A 17,900-nucleotide genomic window follows, 5' to 3' on the forward strand; every position below is an offset into this window, starting at 1 on the left:
TCAGCCCTTCGGGAGTTCGTCGTTGAAGTCGCCGACGAAGATCTGCTTCACGTCGACCGGCTTCTCGATGAACTCGACGTCGAGCAGTTCGTCGGCGAACGCCTGCTGCTGGACCAGGAACGCGTCGTCGATCGGCTGGTATCCGGCCCCACTGATCCTGAAGGTGGTGGACAGCGTCGCCAGGCTGTAGTCGACGTGCGGCTTGACCAGTTCGGCCGCCTCGTCCGGATGCTGCGACGCCCACAGCCCGGTTTCGGCCGCCACCCGGAAGAACGCCCGCAGCGCCTCGTGCTTCTTCTCGTACGCCTGCGGGCTGACCCGCAGGCAGTACAGGTTGTTGACGGTGCCGGCGATCCCGTCGATCTCGACCAGGTCCGGGAAGCGCTCCAGGATGTCCGGCGAACCGGGCGCGTTCGCCGAGTACGCCTCGATGTCGCCCTTGACCAGGGCGTTGACGCCATCGGCGCCGGAGATGTTGACCGCCTTGACGTCGTTGTCGGTCAGGTTGTTCTTCTTCAGCAGCCGCTCGTACAACAGGCCGTGGTTGGACCGGATCGGCATCCCGACCCGCTTGCCGCGCAGGTCGGCGAAGCTGGCGATGCCCGAGTCGCGGCGCACGATGTACTTGATGTTCTGGTCGTTGGGCCTGGTGCAGCCGATCACCTTCTGCCGGCTGCCGGACGCGGCCGCGTTGATCGGTCCGATGTCGCCGGTGTCGGAGATGTCGATCTGGCCGGCCTCCATCGCGGAGTTCAGCTCGACCGAGTTGGCGAACTCCCGGTACGTGATCTTCACCCCGGGGACCTGGAGGTCCTTCGCCTCGAACAGCGGGGTGTAGCCGTACAGGTCGGTGGTGACCAGGGTGAGCGAGACGGTGCCGTCGGCGGCGGCCGCGTCGTCGCCGCCCCCGCCGCAGCCGGCCACGGCGAGCGCGGCGGCGAGAGCGGTGGCGGCGGCGATGGTCGCCCGCCGGGAACTGCGCGTGAACATGACGTGCCTTTCGGGAGGTCCGGTACCGGTCAGTGCCGGCCGAGTTCGGTTTCGTAGTGGGCGGCCCCGAGCTGTTCGAGGATCCGCAGCCGGGTCCGTTCGAAGCCGGGGTCCTCGCGGGTACGGGCGCCGGCGAAGTCGGGTCTGATCTCGTCGGCGAGCCGGCCGTCGGTCAGCACGAGGATCCGGTCGGCGAGCACGATCGCCTCGTCGACGTCGTGGGTGACCAGGACCGTGGTGAAGCCGTGCGCCTTCCACAGCGAGTGCACCAGGGCCTGCATCCGCAGCCGGGTCAGCGCGTCGAGGGCGCCGAACGGCTCGTCGAGCAGCAGTACGGCGGGCCGGCGCACCAGGGCACGGGCCAGGGCGGTGCGCTGCGCCTCCCCGCCGGACAGAGTGTTCGGCCACACGTCGGCGCGGGCTTCGAGGCCGACCTCGGCCAGCACCTCGACGGCCTGCCGGCGCAGTGCCGACCGGCTGCCCGGCAGCCCGAAGACGACGTTCTCCCACACCGTGCGCCACGGCAGCAGCCGGGCGTCCTGGAAGCCGACCGCGACCGGCTGCTCGACGACGACCTCGCCCTCGTGGTCGGTGTCGAGCGCGGCCAGGGCGCGCAGCAGGGTGCTCTTGCCGCCGCCGCTCTCGCCGACGATGACCAGGAACTCGCCCCGGGGAACCTCCAGGTCGACGGTGTCGAGAATGAGCCGGCTGCCGTAGTGCTTGCGCAGCCCACGTACGGAGATACCGCTCATGACACCCGCTCGCTTCGCTCGCTCATGAGTCCACGAACTCTCGGCGCCAGGACAGGGTCTTCCACTCGATGACCCGGACCAGGCTCTCGATCGCCAGGCCGAGCAGCGCGTACAGCGCCAGGCAGAGCACGATCGTGTCGGTCTGCAGGAAGTCCTTGGCCCGGGTCAGCATGTAGCCGATGCCGGAATCGGCGGCGACGGTCTCGCCGAAGACCAGGCTGAGCCAGGCGATCGCGAGCGAGAACCGCAGCCCGATCAGCAGGTGCGGCAGCGCCCCGGGCAGGATGATGTGCCGGATCACCGTCCACCGGGAGGCGCCGCAACTCTGCGCGAGTTCCCGGAACCGGGGGTCGACCGAGCGGATGCCCTTGCTGAAGTTCAGGTAGATCGGGAAGATCACGCCGATCGCGACCAGGCCGACCTTCAGCGCCTCGTCGATGCCGAGCCAGAGCAGCAGCAGCGGCATCAGGCCGAGCGTCGGTACGGCGCGCAGCATCTGCAGCGGCGGGTCGACGAGTTCGTCGGCGACCCGGGACAGGCCGGTGGCGAGCCCGAGTACGACCCCGATCGCGACGCCGATCAGCAGGCCGAGCACCACCCGGCGCAGCGAGGCGAGCACGTTGTCGGCCAGCACACCGCTCTGGGCGAACTCGACGAACCGGTCCCAGACCATGCCGGGGCTGGCGAACGTCGTCGGGTTGAGCCAGCCGACGCTGGAAGCGAGCTGCCAGACGGCGACGAGCAGGACGGGCACCAGGATCCGCCGGCCGGACTTGAGGACGCGGCGGCGCAGCGAACCCGTCTTCCTGGGTGCCTTGCCCGGCCCCGGCGGGCGCGGTCGTCCGCCGGTGGGCTCGACCGACCCGTCCGGGGTGGACAGGACTGTCGCGGTCATCGTGGACCTTCCCTTCGTGCGGTGTTCACAGCAGTGGCCCCCGGGGTGCGACGCCGTTGAGGACGTGGTTGCCGACGTGGTGGTACTTCCAGCGGGTCGGGTCGTGCAGGGTGTGGGTGCGGGCGTCGCGCCAGAACCTGTCCAGGCCGTGTTCCTCGTCGGTGGCGCTGGTGCCGGCGTACGAGAACAGTTCGCTGGCCGTGGTCACCGCCGTCTCGGCGGTGAACGCCCGGGCGGCGGCGACCGACAGCGACGCCTCGGCGACCTTGTCGGCGTCGAGGACCGGGTCGGCCTCGGCGTCGTCGACCGCGTCGGCGGCCCGCTCCAGCAGCGCCCGCGCCGCCCGTACCTGCACCGCCTGCCGGCCGACGTCGTTGATCAGGTGGTGTTCGTCGGCGGCCCGGTCCCACGGGCTGTCGGCATAGGCCCGGGTACGGGTACGGACGTACTCGGCTGCGGCGGCCAGTGCCCCCTCGGCGATGCCGACGTCGATCGCCGCGTGCAGCAGCTGCCCGGCGGCGCCGGCCGTACGTAGCTCGTCGGCGTTGTACGGCCAGGCGACGATCCGGTCCGCCGGCACCCGTACGTCGGTGAGCAGGGTGGTGCCGCTGTGCGTGCCGCGCTGGCCGAGCGCCGACCAGTCGCCGCCGAACGACAGGCCGGGGCTGCCCTGTGCGACGTACGCGACGACGTCGGCGCCGTCGGGGTCCTTCGTCTTCACCGGCACCCAGTCGGCGGTGGCGGCGCCGGTCGTGTAGTACTTGCGGCCGGTCAGCAGCAGGTCGGTCGTGCCGTCGAGGCGGCGCAGCGACGTGTTCGTCTCGCCCTTGCGCCGGTCGACGCCGCGTTCGGCCATCGCGTTGCCGAAGCGGGCGCCGCGCAGCAGTTCGGCGTGGAAGAACTCGCGCTGGGCGGCGGTGCCCCGGTCCCTGAGAACGCGGACGAACACGAAGTGGTTCTGGAGTACCTGGCTGATGGAGGCGTCGGCGACGGCCAGGATCCGGAAGACGTCGGCGAGTACGCGGTGGCTCGCCTGCGCCCCGCCGGCGGCGCGCGGCACGGTGATGCCGAGCAGTCCGGACCGGGCGATCTGTTCCAGTTCGGCGCGCGGGACGGTGCGGTCCCGGTCGCGTTCCTTGGCGCCGGGGGCGAACCGCCGGGCCAGGTCGGCGGCGACCCGTACCGCCTCGGCTCCGTCGGCGATGACGGCGACGGCCGGTGCCTCGGTTCCGGTGGTCATGCCGCGACCGTCTCGGGTACGCCGAGCAGCCGGCGGGCGTTTCCGCCGGCGACGGCCACGACACCGGGCTCGTCGAGGCCGGCGGCGGCGAGAGCGGCGAGGACGTCGACGCGGTCGATCGACTCGGCCACGATCGGCGAGTCCGATCCGACGAGCACGTGGTCGGCGCCGACGACGTCGACCAGGTAGCGGATGCTGGCCGGGTCGAAGCCCATCGTGTCGACGTACACGTGTCGGCGCAGGTGGTCCGGGGCGTGCCGGCTGATCCGCTCGACCAGGCCGGTGAACGTGCCGAGCAGCAGCGCCGGCGCGCCGATCAGCGGGATGACGACCCGCAGCCCGGGCAGGTCGTCCAGGATGCGGGAGTTGAGCAGGGCCAGCAGGCTGGCCGCGTCGATGGCGCCCCGGGCGAGCAGGGTGCCGGCGCGGCCGACGCCCTCGAGTTGTTCGGTGAAGCCGCGCGGGTTGATCGGGTGCACGAAGAGCGGCACGCCGAGTTCTTCGGCCGCACGTAGCGTCGGCAACGCGGCCGGGTCGTCGAGGAGCCGGTCACCGCCGTCGGCGGCGGCGTCGAGGACCGCGCCGGACAGGCCGAGTTCGGTGACCGCCCGGCGGAGTTCGTCGGCGGCCTGTTCGCCCTGCCAGGCGTCGACGGTGGCCAGCCCGAGCAGCCGGCCCGGGTGGTCGGCGACCTGCCGGGCCAGGTGGTCGTTGATCGCCCGGACGGTGTCGGCCGGCAGGACCGTGCCGGCCGGCGCGACCAGCGATGGCGGGGCGTTGAGGACCCGCGTCGTGATCGAGCCGGCCGCCGCCGATTCCAGCACGTCGTCGATGTCGACGATCCGGCGTACGGTCCGCTCGCGCAGCTTGGCGATCTCGGGCCGGGCGTTGGCCCACAGGGCGGGCGGATGGGCGGGGTCGACGTAGTGGACGTGGAAGTCCACGATCGCCGGCGAGTCTGTTTCGGGCATGCTGATCTGACCTCTTGAGCGAAGGATGCGTGACCGGCTGGACCGGGCGTACGCGACGAACGGCGCGCGGTTCCAGTTCGTGGGACTGGCGATGAAGGCACCCGGGTCGGGCGGGGCGGAGTGCTCGGCGTTGAGCGGCTCCGGGCGACGGACGCACCCACAGGGGCGCGGCCCCTTCGTGAACGCCGCAGTGACGGCGCCGGCCCGTAGAGGTCAGACCGGCGGCTAGCTAGCTAGGACCGACACAGGGTGGCGGTGCAGTGCTTCTTGATCACGGCGATAACCCTACTCACCCCATAGGAATTAACAAGAAAGCGTCCACGATGCGGGATGTCCACCCCCACCGTGACCAGCGAATCCACCCCCGGCGCCGCCCCGCGTCGGGGGCGCGGGCCCGGCCGGCGTACAACCGGAGGCGCCTACGATGGCGCGGTGCTGCTCGCCGACTGGCTGCCCCACGCCTGGGCGCGGACGCGTACCGCGCGACTCCTCGCGGGCGGCCTGTTCGACGGCCCGCTGCCCGACCGCGAGATCCGGGCGGAGATCGTCGACAGCGCCCGCCTGGCCACCCTGCGGGAACTCGCCACCGCCGGCCGGCCCGTCGGCGGCATCTGCCGCTGCCCCGGCGGCCCGACCCTGGCGCTTTACGACTCCGACGACCGGATCCTGGGCAGCGCCACCGTTCACGGCCACGGCAGAGTCTCGTGGGAACGGCCGGGATTCCGCGACGACCTGGAAACGGCCGCACCGATGGCCCTGGCGCTGTTCCTCTACGAACACGGCGTCGGGAACGTCGTCGGCGATCTGCTGACCCCGGTCGTGCTGGAACTCGGCTTCTACGAGGAATCCGAAGGGCCACAGTTCCGTCCCGCGTCGGTGCCGGCGATGCTCGCCGAGCGGCAGGTGCCGGAGGTCCTCCGTGACGATCTGCTCGGTGTGGCCGGCAACCATGCCGCCGAACTGCCGCAGGACCGGGTGTGCGCGCTCGCCGAGCGGCTGGCCGCCGTTGAGACGGATGCGGTCAGCCGCGCGACGGTACTGCTGAACTGGCTCGGCCGACTGCCGTTCCCGACCGAGGCGCTGTGGGGTGAGGGCGTGCTCGTACGGCGGCTCCTGGACATCCTTCCCGAGGCCGAACTCGTCGCCGCGGCGGGATCGGGACCACCCGTCGTGGCGCTCGGCGCCCTCAACTGGGCCGCCCACCAGCCGGAGAACCGGGCAGTCGTCGCGGCGGTCGCGCCGTCCCTGCGTCGCATCCTTCCCTGACGCCTCGACCCGCGGGTACGGGCCCCGTCGGTCCGCGACACCTTCGGACGGGGCCGGTGTACGCGGCGGCGGTCCGGCGGGGTATTGCTGTCGCGGCCCACAGCGAATTCAGCGTATGCACAGCGAATTCGCTGTCGAGCGCAACAGCTACCGGTCGCCCCGACGCTCGCCGGACGAAGCCGCGCCCCGGCGTTCCAAGGTGGACGTGGCTGGATCAACCGCTGACGGCGTGTCGCCTTCGGTTGCGGCCGGCAGGTCGGACGGCTGATACGGGGTCAACCGGCGGCCGAGGGCCGGACCGCGCCGCCGGCCGGTGAGCGGTCAGGTGCGGCGTCGGGCCCGGGCGGCCCAGATCGCGTACGCCGGGTCGCGGTCCAGGTTGTGCCGGTCCCGGTCGTAGCGGCGGGTGGTGCGCGGGTCGGCGTGCCCCATCGCGTCCTGCACGTCCTCCAGCGGCACCCCCTCCGACCGGGCGGTGGTCGCGAACGCGTGTCGCAGCGAGTGCGGTGACAGCTTCGACCAGGCCGGGATGCCGGCGTCCCTCGCCAGCCGGCGGACCAGCCGGAACACGGCGTGCCGGTCCAGCCGGCCGCCGGTGGCGGTGACCAGCAGCGGGCCGGTCAGCTCGTCGAGCCGGACCCGGGCGGTCACCGCCCGGTCGGTCAGGTACGCGTCGACGGCGTACGTGGTCGACGGGGTAAGCGCCCGACGACGGGGTCGGCCGCCCTTGCCGACGAAGCGGACGCTGCGGTGCCCGCGCTCGTGGCCGAGGTCGGTGATGTCGAGCGACACGAGTTCGCCGACCCGTAGCCCGAGGTCGGCGAGCAGGGCGACGGCGGCCCGGTTGCGGGCCGCGGTCGGGCCGGTGGCGGTGTCGGCGGCGGCGAGCAGCGCGTCGACCTCGTCCGGGGCCAGGCCGACGGTCGCCGAGTGGTCGCGGTTGAGCCGGGGCCGGTCGGCGCCGGAGACCGGGTTGGCGTCCAGGGCGCGCAGCTTGACGAGGAAGTCGTACCAGCTCGACAGCGCCGACAGTTTGCGGGCCACGGTCGACGCGGCGACCGGCCGGCCGCTGCGGGTGTCCACGGTGGACTCCAGGTCGCGGGCGTACGCGTTGACGTCGAGGAACGACACCGCGAGCGGCTCCACCGACCGCTGCGCGCACCAGGCCAACCAGCCGGCGACGTCGCGCCGGTAGGCGTCGCGGGTGTGTTCGGACAGTCGCCGGTTGCGCAGCCACGCCTCGGTGAAGTCGGTCGCGTCGCCGCCGAGGGCCGGGACGGCGGTCGTACGCGGAACGAGAGCGGACGGTGGGATGGCCGGCATGCCGGACAGTTTCCCGCAATCCGGCCGGGCCGGCACCACGCGACGCGCGGAAAGATCATTCCTCGTTCACGTGGCCGGCCCCGTCGACCCGCCACCGCCGGGTGTGACCGACCGCGTCGGCGAAGTACGCGTCGTGGGTGACCGTCAACAGCGTGCCCGGAACGCCTGCAGCGCCTGCTCGACGACGTCGAGGGAGTCGAGGTCGAGATAGTTCGTCGGCTCGTCGAGCAGCAGCACCCGGGCCGGGCTGTTGACCATCACGGCGAGCAGCAGCCGGCGCAGCTCTCCCGCCGACAGCGTGCGCAGCGGCACCGACCACTGGTCGGGCCCGAACAGGTAGCCGTCGAGCAGGCGTTCGGCGTCGTCGACGTACACCGGGACGTGCGACCGGAAGAAGTCCAGCACGGAGACGTCGACGCGTAGGTCGTCGTGGGTCTGCGGAAGGACCGCGACGGCGGCCGGGCCGGCGTCGGCCAGCGCCCGCAGCAGGGTGGTCTTGCCGGCGCCGTTGCGGCCGGTGACCAGGATCCGGTCTCCGCCGCGTACGTCGAGGTCGACCCGGTCGAGCAGGGTACGGCCACCGCGTTCGACGGTCAGGCCGGCGACCCGCAGCACCACCTCGTCGGCGGTCGCCTCGCCGCGAAACGCGAGCGCCAGCCGGGGCCGGGTCTGCGGCTGCGCGATCCACCGGATCGACGCCATCTGCCGGCGCAGCCGCCGCTCGCGGGCCTTCGCCTTTTTCGCCACCTTCTTGGCGTACCGGCGCTGCTGGTCGGCGCCGGGCCCGCTGCGTACGGTCGTCTCGACGCCGAGCGCATGCGACCGGGTACGGGCGATGTCGGCCTCCCACCGGCGCCGGTCCTTCTCCTGCGCCTCGTGGTCGGTGAGCAGCTTCTGCCAGCGCCGCACCTTCTCGGCCCGGTATTCGGTGTGGCCGCCGGTGTAGAACTGTGGCTCGTCGTGGATGCCGTCGAGCTCGACGATCCGGTGCACGGCAGCGTCGAGGAACGCCCGGTCGTGGCTGACCACCAGCAGCCCGCCGGCGAACCCGGCCAGCCACCGCCCGAGCCAGGCGATGCCGTCGGCGTCGAGGTGGTTGGTGGGTTCGTCGAGGATCAGGGTGTCGGGGGTGTCGAGCAGCAGCCGGGCCAGGGTCAGCCGGGCCTGTTCGCCGCCGCTGACCCGGCGTAGCGGGGTGTCGTCGGCCAGGTGGGCGATGTCGAGGTGGTCGCGAACCTCGGCGAGCCGGCTCGCCGTCTTCCAGCCCGCGAGCGCCGTCCAGCGCTCCTGCACCTCGCCGTACGCGGCCAGCACGTCGTCGCCGGCTTCGAGCCGCCGCTCCAGGGCCCGCATCTCGCGGTCGACGTCGTGGAGTTCGCCGAGCCCGGCGTGCAGGAAGTCGCCGACGGTCGCGTCCGGGTCGGTCACCTGCTGGGCGAAGTAGCCGATCCGGGTGCCCGGGGCGACGGCAACGTGGCCGGTGCTCGGCGGTTCGGCGCCGGTCAGGATGCGCAGCAGCGTCGACTTGCCGACGCCGTTCGGGCCGACCAGCCCGATCCGGTCGCCGGCGCCAAGCGCGAGTTCGACGCCAGCGAACAGCGGCTCACCGTCGTACGTCTTGCCGACCGAAATGACTTTGAGCAAGGCTTCCTCCGCAGAACAGGACCGGCACGGGTACGGCCGCACGCCAGGTTGGCGCGGGACCGGTGGCGTGGCGTCACGACGACGCGTCCTGGCGGATCACATGTGGAAGCCGGCTCTCCTCTCCGGGCCGGTCACGGCCCGTCCCCCAGCATGCCGGCGGCCCCCGCGACCGGCAACCGGATTGGCAGGGTTATGGGGGTGCCACGGTGCGTACCGGTCCGGTACGGTCTTCCGGCCGGCATGATCATGGCCGGTGACAGCGTGTAGCTCAGCAGCAGAGCACCGGGCTTCGGCCCCGGAGGGCGCGGGGGCGGAACCCGCCACGCTGGCGATGGACGAGAACGAGAAGCGGATCGGCACCGGCTACGCGACGGCCCAGCTGGCCAAGGCGTTCGCCACCTCGACCGGGCACGAGGACGCCGAGACCCGGCAGCGGGCCGGCGAACGGCTGCACCGGTGGGAGTCGGTGCTGCGCGGCATGCTGAACGGCGTCCTGACCATCGGCTCGCGTACCCCGGTCGCCGGCCTGCCGGCCTGGGTCACCCTTGAGGTGGTCCGGGGCGGCTTCGCGACCGGTAGCGCCGTGGCCGGCGGCCCGCTGCTGCCGCACGAGACCGCGCTCGCCACCCGGACCGGGCTGCCCGCCCAGCGTCGGGCCCTGTTCGCCCACCACCTGACCGAGTCCGGCCTGGCCGAGCTGACCGCGCTGCTGCGCGCCGGCACCTACCGGGTCGACGTGCCCGAGGCCGCGGCCCTGGCGGTCGTGGCGTGGCTGCTCGGCACCGGCGACCGGAACGCCGCCCTGGCGCTGCTGGACGAGATCGGCCCGTACGCCGACCGGCTGCGGTTCACGCCCGTTCCGCGGGACGTACCGGCTCCCGGGCCGGCGGTGGTGTGGCGGGAAACCGCCGCCGACGTCTCCGCCAGGCTGGCCGGGCGCCGCCCCGACGAGCGGATCGAGGCGATGCGCGAGGCGCTGACCGTCTGGAACCCGTTCGCCGACCGGCTGCTCGCGCTGTGGCTGGACACCGTGGTCGACGGCCGCGTCGCCGTACGCTTCGACGACCGGTGGCGGGACCGGGCCATCACCCTGCTCGACCACTACGAGCGGCTGGCCACCGTGCACCGCCGGTGCGGCAAGCACCGACGGCCGAAGGAGAACCTCGCCATCCTGCGCGCGGCGGTGCAGGACATGGTCGACGGTGCCGGACTGACGGCCCGCTCCCGGGGACTGTTGCAGCACGCCGTCGACTCGATGCTGCGCCGCCGCGGCCGCCCGGGTTCGCCGGAACACACCGCGCTGCGCACCCGTCAGGCGGTCACCGGCACCGCCCCGACCCACCACACGTTCGCCCAACTCGTCGGGGACCGGGTGGCCGACCTGCCACCGGACGCCGGGATCGCCGACGTCGTGGCGGTCACCGCGCCGGTGCGTGCCGGTGAGCAGGGCGCCCCGGCGGGCGCGCCCATCCCGGAGCCGATCCGCCGGATCATCGCCCGTGGCCGGGCCGGCACCATCGAGGAACTGGTCGCCGCCGGCGTCGTACCGTCGGCCGAGGTCCTGGCCGGGCTCGTGCCGCGGATCGCGGCGGCCGCCACCGCGGCGGCGTACCCGGACGAGACGCTGCGGGCTCTCGTCGCCGCCACCCACCAGGCGTTCGGCAACCGCCGGTCGCTGCTGCTGCGCAACCTCGAACACCAGGTCCGGTTCGACGAACTGCCCTGGGTACGGGCACTCGCCGGGCACCGGCACGCCACCGACGGCACCCGCGACCACGCGGACGCCGCACTGCGCCGGCTCGGGCAGCTCACCCTCGACGCGTTCCCGGCCACGCTGCTGCCCAACCCGATGGTGCGCCAGCTCGCCGCGCTCGGTCGGGAGGCCGACGCCGGACTGCCGTGGGTGGAGGAACTGGCCGCCGACATCTTCGAGGGCACCTTCTCCGGCAAGTTCCTCGCCGCCGCGAAGATCGCCGGCGAACTGCTCGCCGGCAGCCTGTACGAGCGCTACTACGGCATCGACTACGCGGCGCTGGCCCGCATCGACGACGTCGACCGGCGCGGCCGGCACGCCGCCGCCACCTCCGCGGCGTTCGACGCGCTCTGCCTGACCCGGGCCGGCAGCGGCGGCTGGCATTCGGTCGCCGCCAACGGGACGGTGATCGAGCAGGCGCAGATCCTCACCACCCACAACCTCGCCACCCTCGTCCACGTCGGCGTCTCCCCCACGGCCGGCTGGCCGGACCTGGCCCGGCGCGGCTTCGCCACCGCACTGGTCCTGACCGCCCGGATCCGGCACAATCCGCGGCCACTGCCGACCATCAAGGACACCGCGTACGCCTGGCGCCAGATGCTCTTCCACCTGTCGATGCCGGGCGTCGACCCGACCGCCGCCGTCGAACTGTTCTGGGACGACCTGGACCGGCAACCGCCGTTCGTACGCGACCGGCTCGCCCCGGCCCTCGACGGCCTGGCCCACGTCGTCGCCGGTGGCGGCTTCGCCGCCGACGGCACCGCCCGGACCGGCCGGCGCCTGCTCGGCTGGGCCGTCGACCGGCACTGGCTGCGGTAGCGGGCCGGCGCCGCCGGGCGAGGGCCCTGCTCAGGGACGCGCGTCGGGGCGGTCCCAGCCGGCCGGCATCCGCGGCACCGGCCAGGCCGGATCCGGGGTGAAGTCGACGTACGTGCCGTCGAACGGGTACTCAGCCCGCTCGGCGAGCGCGATCACCTGTCGCCCCACCGCCCGGACCGCGTCGGCGGTGGCGGCGTCGAAATAGAGCGGGTGCCCGGTCAGCGCGACGAACTCGTCCTCGTCCTTCCACCGCCAGGTCAGGTCCGGGTCGACCCGGACGTCCAGCACCTGGTCGACGGTGTCGACGCCGTCGTCGTGCCGCCGGTACGGGGCTTCGAGGTTGACGTACCAGCCGGCGAACTTGCCGTCGGCGAAGAACCACCACACCGAGTACGCCGTGTCCGGCGGCATCAGCACCAGGATGTCGTAGTCGAGCCACGGCTGCCGGAGCAGCCGGGGGTCGCGCATCAGGTCCAGGGACAGTTCGTGCTGGGTGTTGCCGTCGGCGTCGACGACGCGGGCGTACTCCCCGCCGACCGGATGCCACAGCAGGAGTCCCGCCGCGTCGTCGCGGACGACCCGCATCGGCTGGACCCAGGTGTAGCGGCCGTCGCGGACGTACCTGCGCAGGACTGTCTGACCCTCGGCGTACGGCATCGCCGAAGCCTATCCGGGCCGGATCACGCGGCACTGCCCCGAGCCGACGGCCGGGGTTCGGTGGACCGGCGCGTACGCGACGGCGCCGGGTACCTTGAGATCCACTGTCGAGCCCATCCCGAGGAGGCACCGGTGACCCTGGCCGCGACCGTACGTCTGCTGGACTGCTGGGCACCGTCCGATCCGGACACCGGGGCCCGGCCGTGGCGGGTCACGGCGGCCTTCGGTAAGGCGCCCACCCCGGTCGGGCAGGCCTGGGCGACGGTTCCGGCACCCGCCGAACTCGCTGAGTTCGGGCTGTTCCCGGACCAGGACCGGCCCGGCCGGCTTCCGGTCGGCGCCGAGCCGCTGAACCGCTTCGTCCCGGCCGGGGCCGGGGTGACACCGGGGCGGCCGCCCGCAGAGGTCGCCGCCGCGGTCGCCGGGCTGCTGACCGACACGTTCGCGGCCGGGCCGGTCCCGCCCGACGAGCGGACCCGGCTGCTGGCCGAGCGGCTCGCCGGGCAGCTCGCGTACGGGTCGGGCGACCTGCTGCGGCTGGTGGTCGCCGCACCGGACGGCTCCCCGGTCGACGGTGAACTGCACCTGCTCGGCCGGGGCGGCGCCGGCCGGACGACCCGGGTGACCCTGGCGCCGGCCGGCCCCGGCGACGACCGTCCCGACCTGGCGACACGTACCGGTGATGTCGCCGCCGTGCTGGCCGAGCTGGCCTGGTTGTCGAACAACGACCGGATGGAGATCACGGCGACGGTCGAGCCGCACCAGCTGGGCCTGGGCCGGCTCGCCCCGGCCGCGGCCGACGCCGCGTTCCGGGCGTGGTGGGCCGCCTCCGACCGGTGGGCACGGATCGCCGAACGGTGGGACGACGGTGCTCCGACGCCGCTGGGCCGGGCGGAGCTCGCGCACGTACGGGCCGACTTCGAGCGGCACAATCTCGACCTGGCCAGGTCGACGGCCTGGGCGATGGGGAAGATCGGCGACTACGACCCGGACGACGAGCCGCTGCCCGGCTTTCCCGGCGACCGGCTGGTCGCCCTGCTGACCCGGGAGCTGTTCGACTGCGTCACCGAGCAGGTCACCGGTGATCCGGCGCGCGGGCCGCTGCTGGCGTACGGGATCGGTCTGCCGTTCGAGGCCCGGGAGGACAGTGAGGGCTTCTACGGCTGCCTGCTGCTGGTCGAGCCGGACCGGGTCGGGGTGCTGCTCGTCGACGCGGTGTGCTGATCCCGGACGTGGAACGCCCCGGCGGCCTGTCGAGGCGTCGCCGGGGCGTTTCGGGTGCCGGTGGCGGTCAGCCGAACCGGCCGGTGATGTAGTCCTCGGTCGCCTTGACCTGAGGGTTGCTGAAGATCCGCTGGGTGCGGTCCATCTCGATCAGCTTGCCGGGCTTGCCGGTGCCGGCGATGTTGAAGAAGCCGGTCCGGTCGCTGACCCGGGCCGCCTGCTGCATGTTGTGGGTCACGATGACGATCGTGAACTCCTTCTTCAGCTCGTACATCAGGTCCTCGATCGCGACGGTGGAGATCGGGTCGAGGGCCGAGCACGGCTCGTCCATCAGCAGCACGGCCGGCTTGACCGCGATGGCCCGGGCGATGCACAGGCGCTGCTGCTGCCCGCCGGAGAGGCTGGAGCCGGGCCGGTTGAGCCGGTCCTTGACCTCTTCCCACAGGTTCGCCCCGCGCAGCGTCTTCTCGACCAGTTCGTCGAGGTCGGCCTTGCGCATCCGGCCACTGTTCAGCTTCACGCCCGCGGCGACGTTGTCGTAGATCGACATCGTCGGGAACGGGTTCGGGCGCTGGAAGACCATGCCGACGTGGCGGCGTACGTTGACCGGGTCGACGCCGTCGCCGTAGAGGTCCTGGCCGTCCATGGCGACCTTGCCGGTGACCCGGCCGCCGGGTACCACCTCGTGCATCCGGTTCAGCGACCGCAGGAAGGTCGACTTGCCGCATCCGGACGGCCCGATCAGGGCGGTCACCGAGCGCGGCTCGATCATCATGTTGACGTCCTCGACGGCCAGGAACGATCCGTAGTAGATGTTCAGGTCCGAGACGTCGATCTGCTTTGCCATGAGAGTCCTTCCCTGGTCAGCGGCTGTTCGAGAGGGAGAAGTAGCGGGAGATGAGACGGGCGACCAGGTTGAGTGCCATCACGATGATGAACAGGGTGAGTGCCGCCGCCCAGGCCCGTTCGACGCCGAACTCGGCCCGGGCACCGGGGATGCTGTACGAGTAGTAGGTGAAGATCGGCAGCGACGACATCCGGCCGTCGAACAGGTCGGTGTTCAGCACGGTGGTGCTGCCGGCGATGATGAGCAGCGGGGCGGTCTCGCCGATGACGCGGGCGATGGCGATGGTGACGCCGGTGGCGATGCCGGCCGCCGCCGTACGCAGCACGACCTTGATCACGGTCCGCCACTTCGGCACGCCGAGAGCGTACGACGCCTCGCGCAGCTCGTTCGGCACCAGCTTGAGCATCTCCTCGACCGACCGCACCACGACCGGGATCATGAGTACGGACAGCGCGACGGCGCCGCCGATGCCGAACCGGACGCCCGGCCCGAAGAAGATCGAGAAGAGGGCGAAGGCGAACAGGCCGGCCACGATCGACGGGATACCGGTCATCACGTCGACCAGCAGGGTGACCGCCCGGGCGAGCCGGCCGCGGCCGTACTCGACGAGGTAGACGGCGCACATGACGCCGATCGGCACCGAGATGACGGCGGCCGCGAGGGTGATCAGCAGGGTGCCGACGATGGCGTGCTGGGCACCACCGCCGGGGCCGACGACGCCGCGCATGTCGCTGGTGAGGAACTGCCAGTCGAACCGGCCGATGCCGTTGTCGGCGACCGTCCAGAGCAGCGACAGCAGCGGCAGGATGGCCAGCGAGAACGCGACCGACACGGCGATCGTGACGAGCCGGTCCCTGGCCTTGCGGGAGCCCTCGACGACGTGCGACAGCACCGGGAGGGCGATCGCCAGCAGCGCGATCCCGAGCAGGGCCGACGGGAACGCCGCCCAGCCGAGCACGGTGTAACCGGCCACGCCGACGAGGGCGCTGACCGCGACGACCGTCCACGGCACCCAGCGGGGCAGGTTGCCGCTGGTGAGGGAGACGGTCTTTCCGGCCGGTGCCGCCGGGGTCGTCTTCGTCAGGGTCATGCGTTCGCTCCCGAGAATTCCCGGCGCCGCGCGACGATCGCCCGCGCCGCGTAGTTGACGACGAAGGTGACGGCGAACAGCACCAGACCGGAGGCGATGAGCGCGTTGACCGCCAGGCCGCTGGCCTCCGGGAAGTCCAGGGCGATGTTGGCGGCGATGGTGCTGCTGTTGACCGTGCCGATCAGGTTGACCGAGACGACGTTGTAGGCGGACAGCACCATGGCGACGGCCATGGTCTCGCCGAGGGCGCGGCCGAGGCCGAGCATGCTGCCGCTGACGACGCCGGAGCGGCCGAACGGCAGGACGGTCTGGCGGATCATCTCCCAGCGGGTGGCGCCCAGCGCCAGCGACGCCTCTTCGAGCAGCCGGGGCGTCTGCAGGAACACCTCCCGATTGACCGCCGTCATGATCGGCAGGATCATGACGGCGAGGACGAGGCCGGCGGTGAGCATCGTCCGGCCGGTCGTGGAGGCCGGGCCGGAGAACAGCGGGATGAAGCCGAGGTTCTCCTCCAGCCACCGGAAGCTCGGCACCATCGCAGGGGCGAGGAAGTAGATGCCCCACAGGCCGTAGACGACGCTGGGTACGGCGGCGAGCAGGTCGACGAGATAGCCCAGGCCGGACGCGACCCGCCGCGGTGCGTAGTGCGAGATGAACAGCGCGATGCCGATCGACAGCGGGAACGCGACCAGCAGCGCGATGACGGCGGCCAGCACCGTGCCGAACAGCAGCGGGCCGACGAAGGCGAGGAAGCCCTCACCGCCGGGCAGGTCCTCGCCGTCGGCGACCAGCGCCGGGAAACCCTCGAACAGCAGGAACGCGGCGACGGCGGCCAGGGTCACCAGGATGATGATCCCGGCGCTGGTCGCCGTCCCCGCGAAGATCCGGTCGCCGAGCCGGGCGCGGGAACCGCGCCAACCCGGCTTCTTGTCCCCGCCGGTGGGGGCTCCGCTCACGGCGGTGGCGGGTGATGTCACGGTGTGCGCCTCCTCGGACTTCTTCAGTGAGGGGCCCGGCGCGCGGAGCGGGTCCTACCGGCCGGATGGCCGGTAGGACCCGCGTCACTGCGTCCTGCCCTGGTGTTCGTGTTGATCAGCCAGCCGCGGTGATGGCGTCGATGGCGGCCTGGGCCTGGGTGCGGAGCTGGGCCGAGATCGGCGCGGAGCCGGCGTTCTGGGCGGCAGCCTGCTGGCCCGGCTCGCTGATCACGTAGGAGAGGAAGGCCTTGACCAGGTCGGCCTGCTCCTGGGTCGGGTAGCTGGTGCAGGCGAGCTGGTAGGAGACCAGCACGATCGGGTACACGCCGGCCTGGGTGGTGTCCCGCGGCAGGTCGATCGCGTAGCTGTGCGTCGAGGTACGGCCGTCGACCTTGGTGGCGGCGTCGACGACGGCGGCAGCGGCCTGCGCCGAGTACTCGACGAAGGTCTCGCCGACCTGGATGGCGGCGACACCGAGGCCGGTGGCCTGCGACGCGTCGATGTAGCCGATGGTGCCCTCACCACCGCGCAGCGCGGCGGCGACACCCTGGGTCTGCGCGGCGGCCTCACCACTCTGGTTCGGCCATTCGCCGGAGACCTCGTGCGGCCAGTCGTTCGGGGCGGCCTGCGAGAGGTAGTCGACGAAGTTCTCGGTGGTGCCGGACTCGTCGGAGCGGTGCACCGCGGTGATGTTGCTGTCCGGCAGGGTGGCGCCGGAGTTCAGCTCGGCGATCGCCGGGTCGTTCCACTTGGTGATCTTGTTGTCGAAGATCCGCGCGATGACCGACGCCGACAGGTTCAGCTTCGGCACGCTCGGCAGGTTGTAGGCGACCGCGATCGGGCTGATGTAGCCCGGGAACTCGATGAAGCCGTTGGGCCCGCACTTGGCCTGCGCCGCCGTCATCTCCTCGGGCTTGAGGTAGGCGTCGGAGCCGGCGAACTGCACGCCGCCCTCGATGAACGCCTTGCGGCCACCGCCGGACCCGATCGGGTCGTAGGTCACGGTGACGTCGGGGGCCTCGCTGGAGAAGCCCGCGATCCAGGCCTCCATCGCGGCACCCTGGGCCGAAGCGCCGGAGCCGGCGAGGCTGCCACTGAGCTCGGTGGTGGTGCCGGTGTCCGAGCCATTCTCCTCGGAGTCGCCGCTGCAGGCGGCCATGCCGAGGGCAAGCATGACGGCGACCGGCAGGGCGGCCAGCCGAAGGGTTCTGCGCTTCACGGTTTCATTGCCTCTCTGAGGTCGGGGTGGCGACGCCGCTGGCGGGTGCGTCTTTGTCGCGGGTCGCCGTCTCGAACGTCGTGGACGCTACGAGCCCTTGCTAAACGGGCGGGCGGACGATGGTGAACGTCAGGTGAACCAAACTTGTAACGTCACCCGGTTGCCGCGTCGCAGCAGACAGAGGGCGCAGCGAATGACAAACCACCGCATCAGGTATGAAAGGGGTGTTTCGC

15 protein-coding genes and 1 tRNA gene are annotated in these 17,900 nt (G+C 72.3%); 4 read left to right on the top strand and 12 right to left on the bottom strand.

The features are described 5' to 3' along the window. The 5 genes from Prubr_RS29920 to Prubr_RS29940 are packed head-to-tail and all read right to left on the bottom strand — an operon-like array spanning position 1 to position 4,848. Positions 1–990, bottom strand: coding sequence for an ABC transporter substrate-binding protein (locus Prubr_RS29920; protein ID WP_212818202.1), 990 nt, complete (start codon positions 988–990; stop codon positions 1–3). A 29-nt stretch (positions 991–1,019) separates the two neighbouring features. Further along, the gene (locus tag Prubr_RS29925; RefSeq protein WP_212818203.1) at positions 1,020–1,742 is read right to left on the bottom strand and encodes an ABC transporter ATP-binding protein; all 723 of its coding nucleotides are present in this window, start codon (positions 1,740–1,742) and stop codon (positions 1,020–1,022) included. Between the two features lie 22 nt (positions 1,743–1,764). Beyond that, positions 1,765–2,637, bottom strand: coding sequence for an ABC transporter permease (locus tag Prubr_RS29930; RefSeq protein WP_212818204.1), 873 nt, complete (start codon positions 2,635–2,637; stop codon positions 1,765–1,767). Positions 2,638–2,662: 25 nt separating this feature from the next. Continuing rightward, positions 2,663–3,877 carry an SfnB family sulfur acquisition oxidoreductase gene (locus Prubr_RS29935; RefSeq protein ID WP_212818205.1) on the bottom strand — a complete coding sequence of 405 codons (1,215 nt, stop codon included), beginning with the start codon at positions 3,875–3,877 and terminating at the stop codon, positions 2,663–2,665. Further along, entirely contained in the window at positions 3,874–4,848 is a 975-nt protein-coding gene (locus Prubr_RS29940; RefSeq protein ID WP_212818206.1) for an amidohydrolase family protein, read from the bottom strand. The genes Prubr_RS29935 and Prubr_RS29940 overlap by 4 nt, the downstream gene beginning before the upstream one ends. A 432-nt stretch (positions 4,849–5,280) precedes the next feature. Between Prubr_RS29940 and Prubr_RS29945 the strand changes: the two genes are divergently transcribed. After that, the gene (locus Prubr_RS29945) at positions 5,281–6,114 is read left to right on the top strand and encodes a hypothetical protein (protein ID WP_212818207.1); all 834 of its coding nucleotides are present in this window, start codon (positions 5,281–5,283) and stop codon (positions 6,112–6,114) included. A gap of 321 nt (positions 6,115–6,435) precedes the next feature. On the opposite strand, the gene Prubr_RS29950 is transcribed toward Prubr_RS29945, so the two are convergent. After that, positions 6,436–7,437 carry a tyrosine-type recombinase/integrase gene (locus Prubr_RS29950; protein WP_212818208.1) on the bottom strand — a complete coding sequence of 334 codons (1,002 nt, stop codon included), beginning with the start codon at positions 7,435–7,437 and terminating at the stop codon, positions 6,436–6,438. Positions 7,438–7,581: 144 nt separating this feature from the next. After that, a complete protein-coding gene (locus Prubr_RS29955; RefSeq protein ID WP_246567837.1) occupies positions 7,582–9,081 on the bottom strand; it encodes an ABC-F family ATP-binding cassette domain-containing protein in 1,500 nt (499 codons plus the stop codon). Positions 9,082–9,338: 257 nt separating this feature from the next. On the opposite strand from Prubr_RS29955, the gene Prubr_RS29960 reads away from it, so the two are divergent. Further along, positions 9,339–9,410, top strand: a tRNA-Arg gene (locus Prubr_RS29960). 2 nt (positions 9,411–9,412) lie between these two features. Next, complete coding sequence (locus Prubr_RS29965; RefSeq protein WP_212818209.1) at positions 9,413–11,653, top strand: hypothetical protein; 2,241 nt, start codon at positions 9,413–9,415, stop codon at positions 11,651–11,653. A 30-nt stretch (positions 11,654–11,683) separates the two neighbouring features. On the opposite strand, the gene Prubr_RS29970 is transcribed toward Prubr_RS29965, so the two are convergent. After that, positions 11,684–12,310, bottom strand: coding sequence for a ribonuclease FAU-1 family protein (locus tag Prubr_RS29970; protein ID WP_212818210.1), 627 nt, complete (start codon positions 12,308–12,310; stop codon positions 11,684–11,686). Between the two features lie 132 nt (positions 12,311–12,442). Between Prubr_RS29970 and Prubr_RS29975 the strand changes: the two genes are divergently transcribed. Continuing rightward, on the top strand, positions 12,443–13,534 hold the full coding sequence (locus Prubr_RS29975) for a hypothetical protein (RefSeq protein WP_212818211.1): 1,092 nt from the start codon (positions 12,443–12,445) through the stop codon (positions 13,532–13,534). 67 nt (positions 13,535–13,601) lie between these two features. Here Prubr_RS29975 and pstB read toward each other — a convergent pair whose 3' ends face one another. The 4 genes from pstB to pstS form a co-directional block, all read right to left on the bottom strand. Then, positions 13,602–14,381: a phosphate ABC transporter ATP-binding protein PstB gene (gene pstB / locus Prubr_RS29980; RefSeq protein ID WP_212818212.1), complete on the bottom strand. Its 780-nt coding sequence runs from the start codon at positions 14,379–14,381 to the stop codon at positions 13,602–13,604. 16 nt (positions 14,382–14,397) lie between these two features. Further along, entirely contained in the window at positions 14,398–15,471 is a 1,074-nt protein-coding gene (gene pstA, locus Prubr_RS29985; protein WP_212818213.1) for a phosphate ABC transporter permease PstA, read from the bottom strand. Continuing rightward, entirely contained in the window at positions 15,468–16,448 is a 981-nt protein-coding gene (gene pstC, locus Prubr_RS29990; protein ID WP_246567839.1) for a phosphate ABC transporter permease subunit PstC, read from the bottom strand. The genes pstA and pstC overlap by 4 nt, the downstream gene beginning before the upstream one ends. 115 nt (positions 16,449–16,563) lie before the next feature. After that, positions 16,564–17,667, bottom strand: a complete 1,104-nt coding sequence (pstS, locus tag Prubr_RS29995) for a phosphate ABC transporter substrate-binding protein PstS (RefSeq protein WP_212818214.1) — start codon at positions 17,665–17,667, stop codon at positions 16,564–16,566. Positions 17,668–17,900: the final 233 nt, after the last annotated feature.

It is taken from the genome of Polymorphospora rubra (assembly GCF_018324255.1).
Taxonomy (GTDB): Bacteria; Actinomycetota; Actinomycetes; order Mycobacteriales; family Micromonosporaceae; genus Polymorphospora; species Polymorphospora rubra.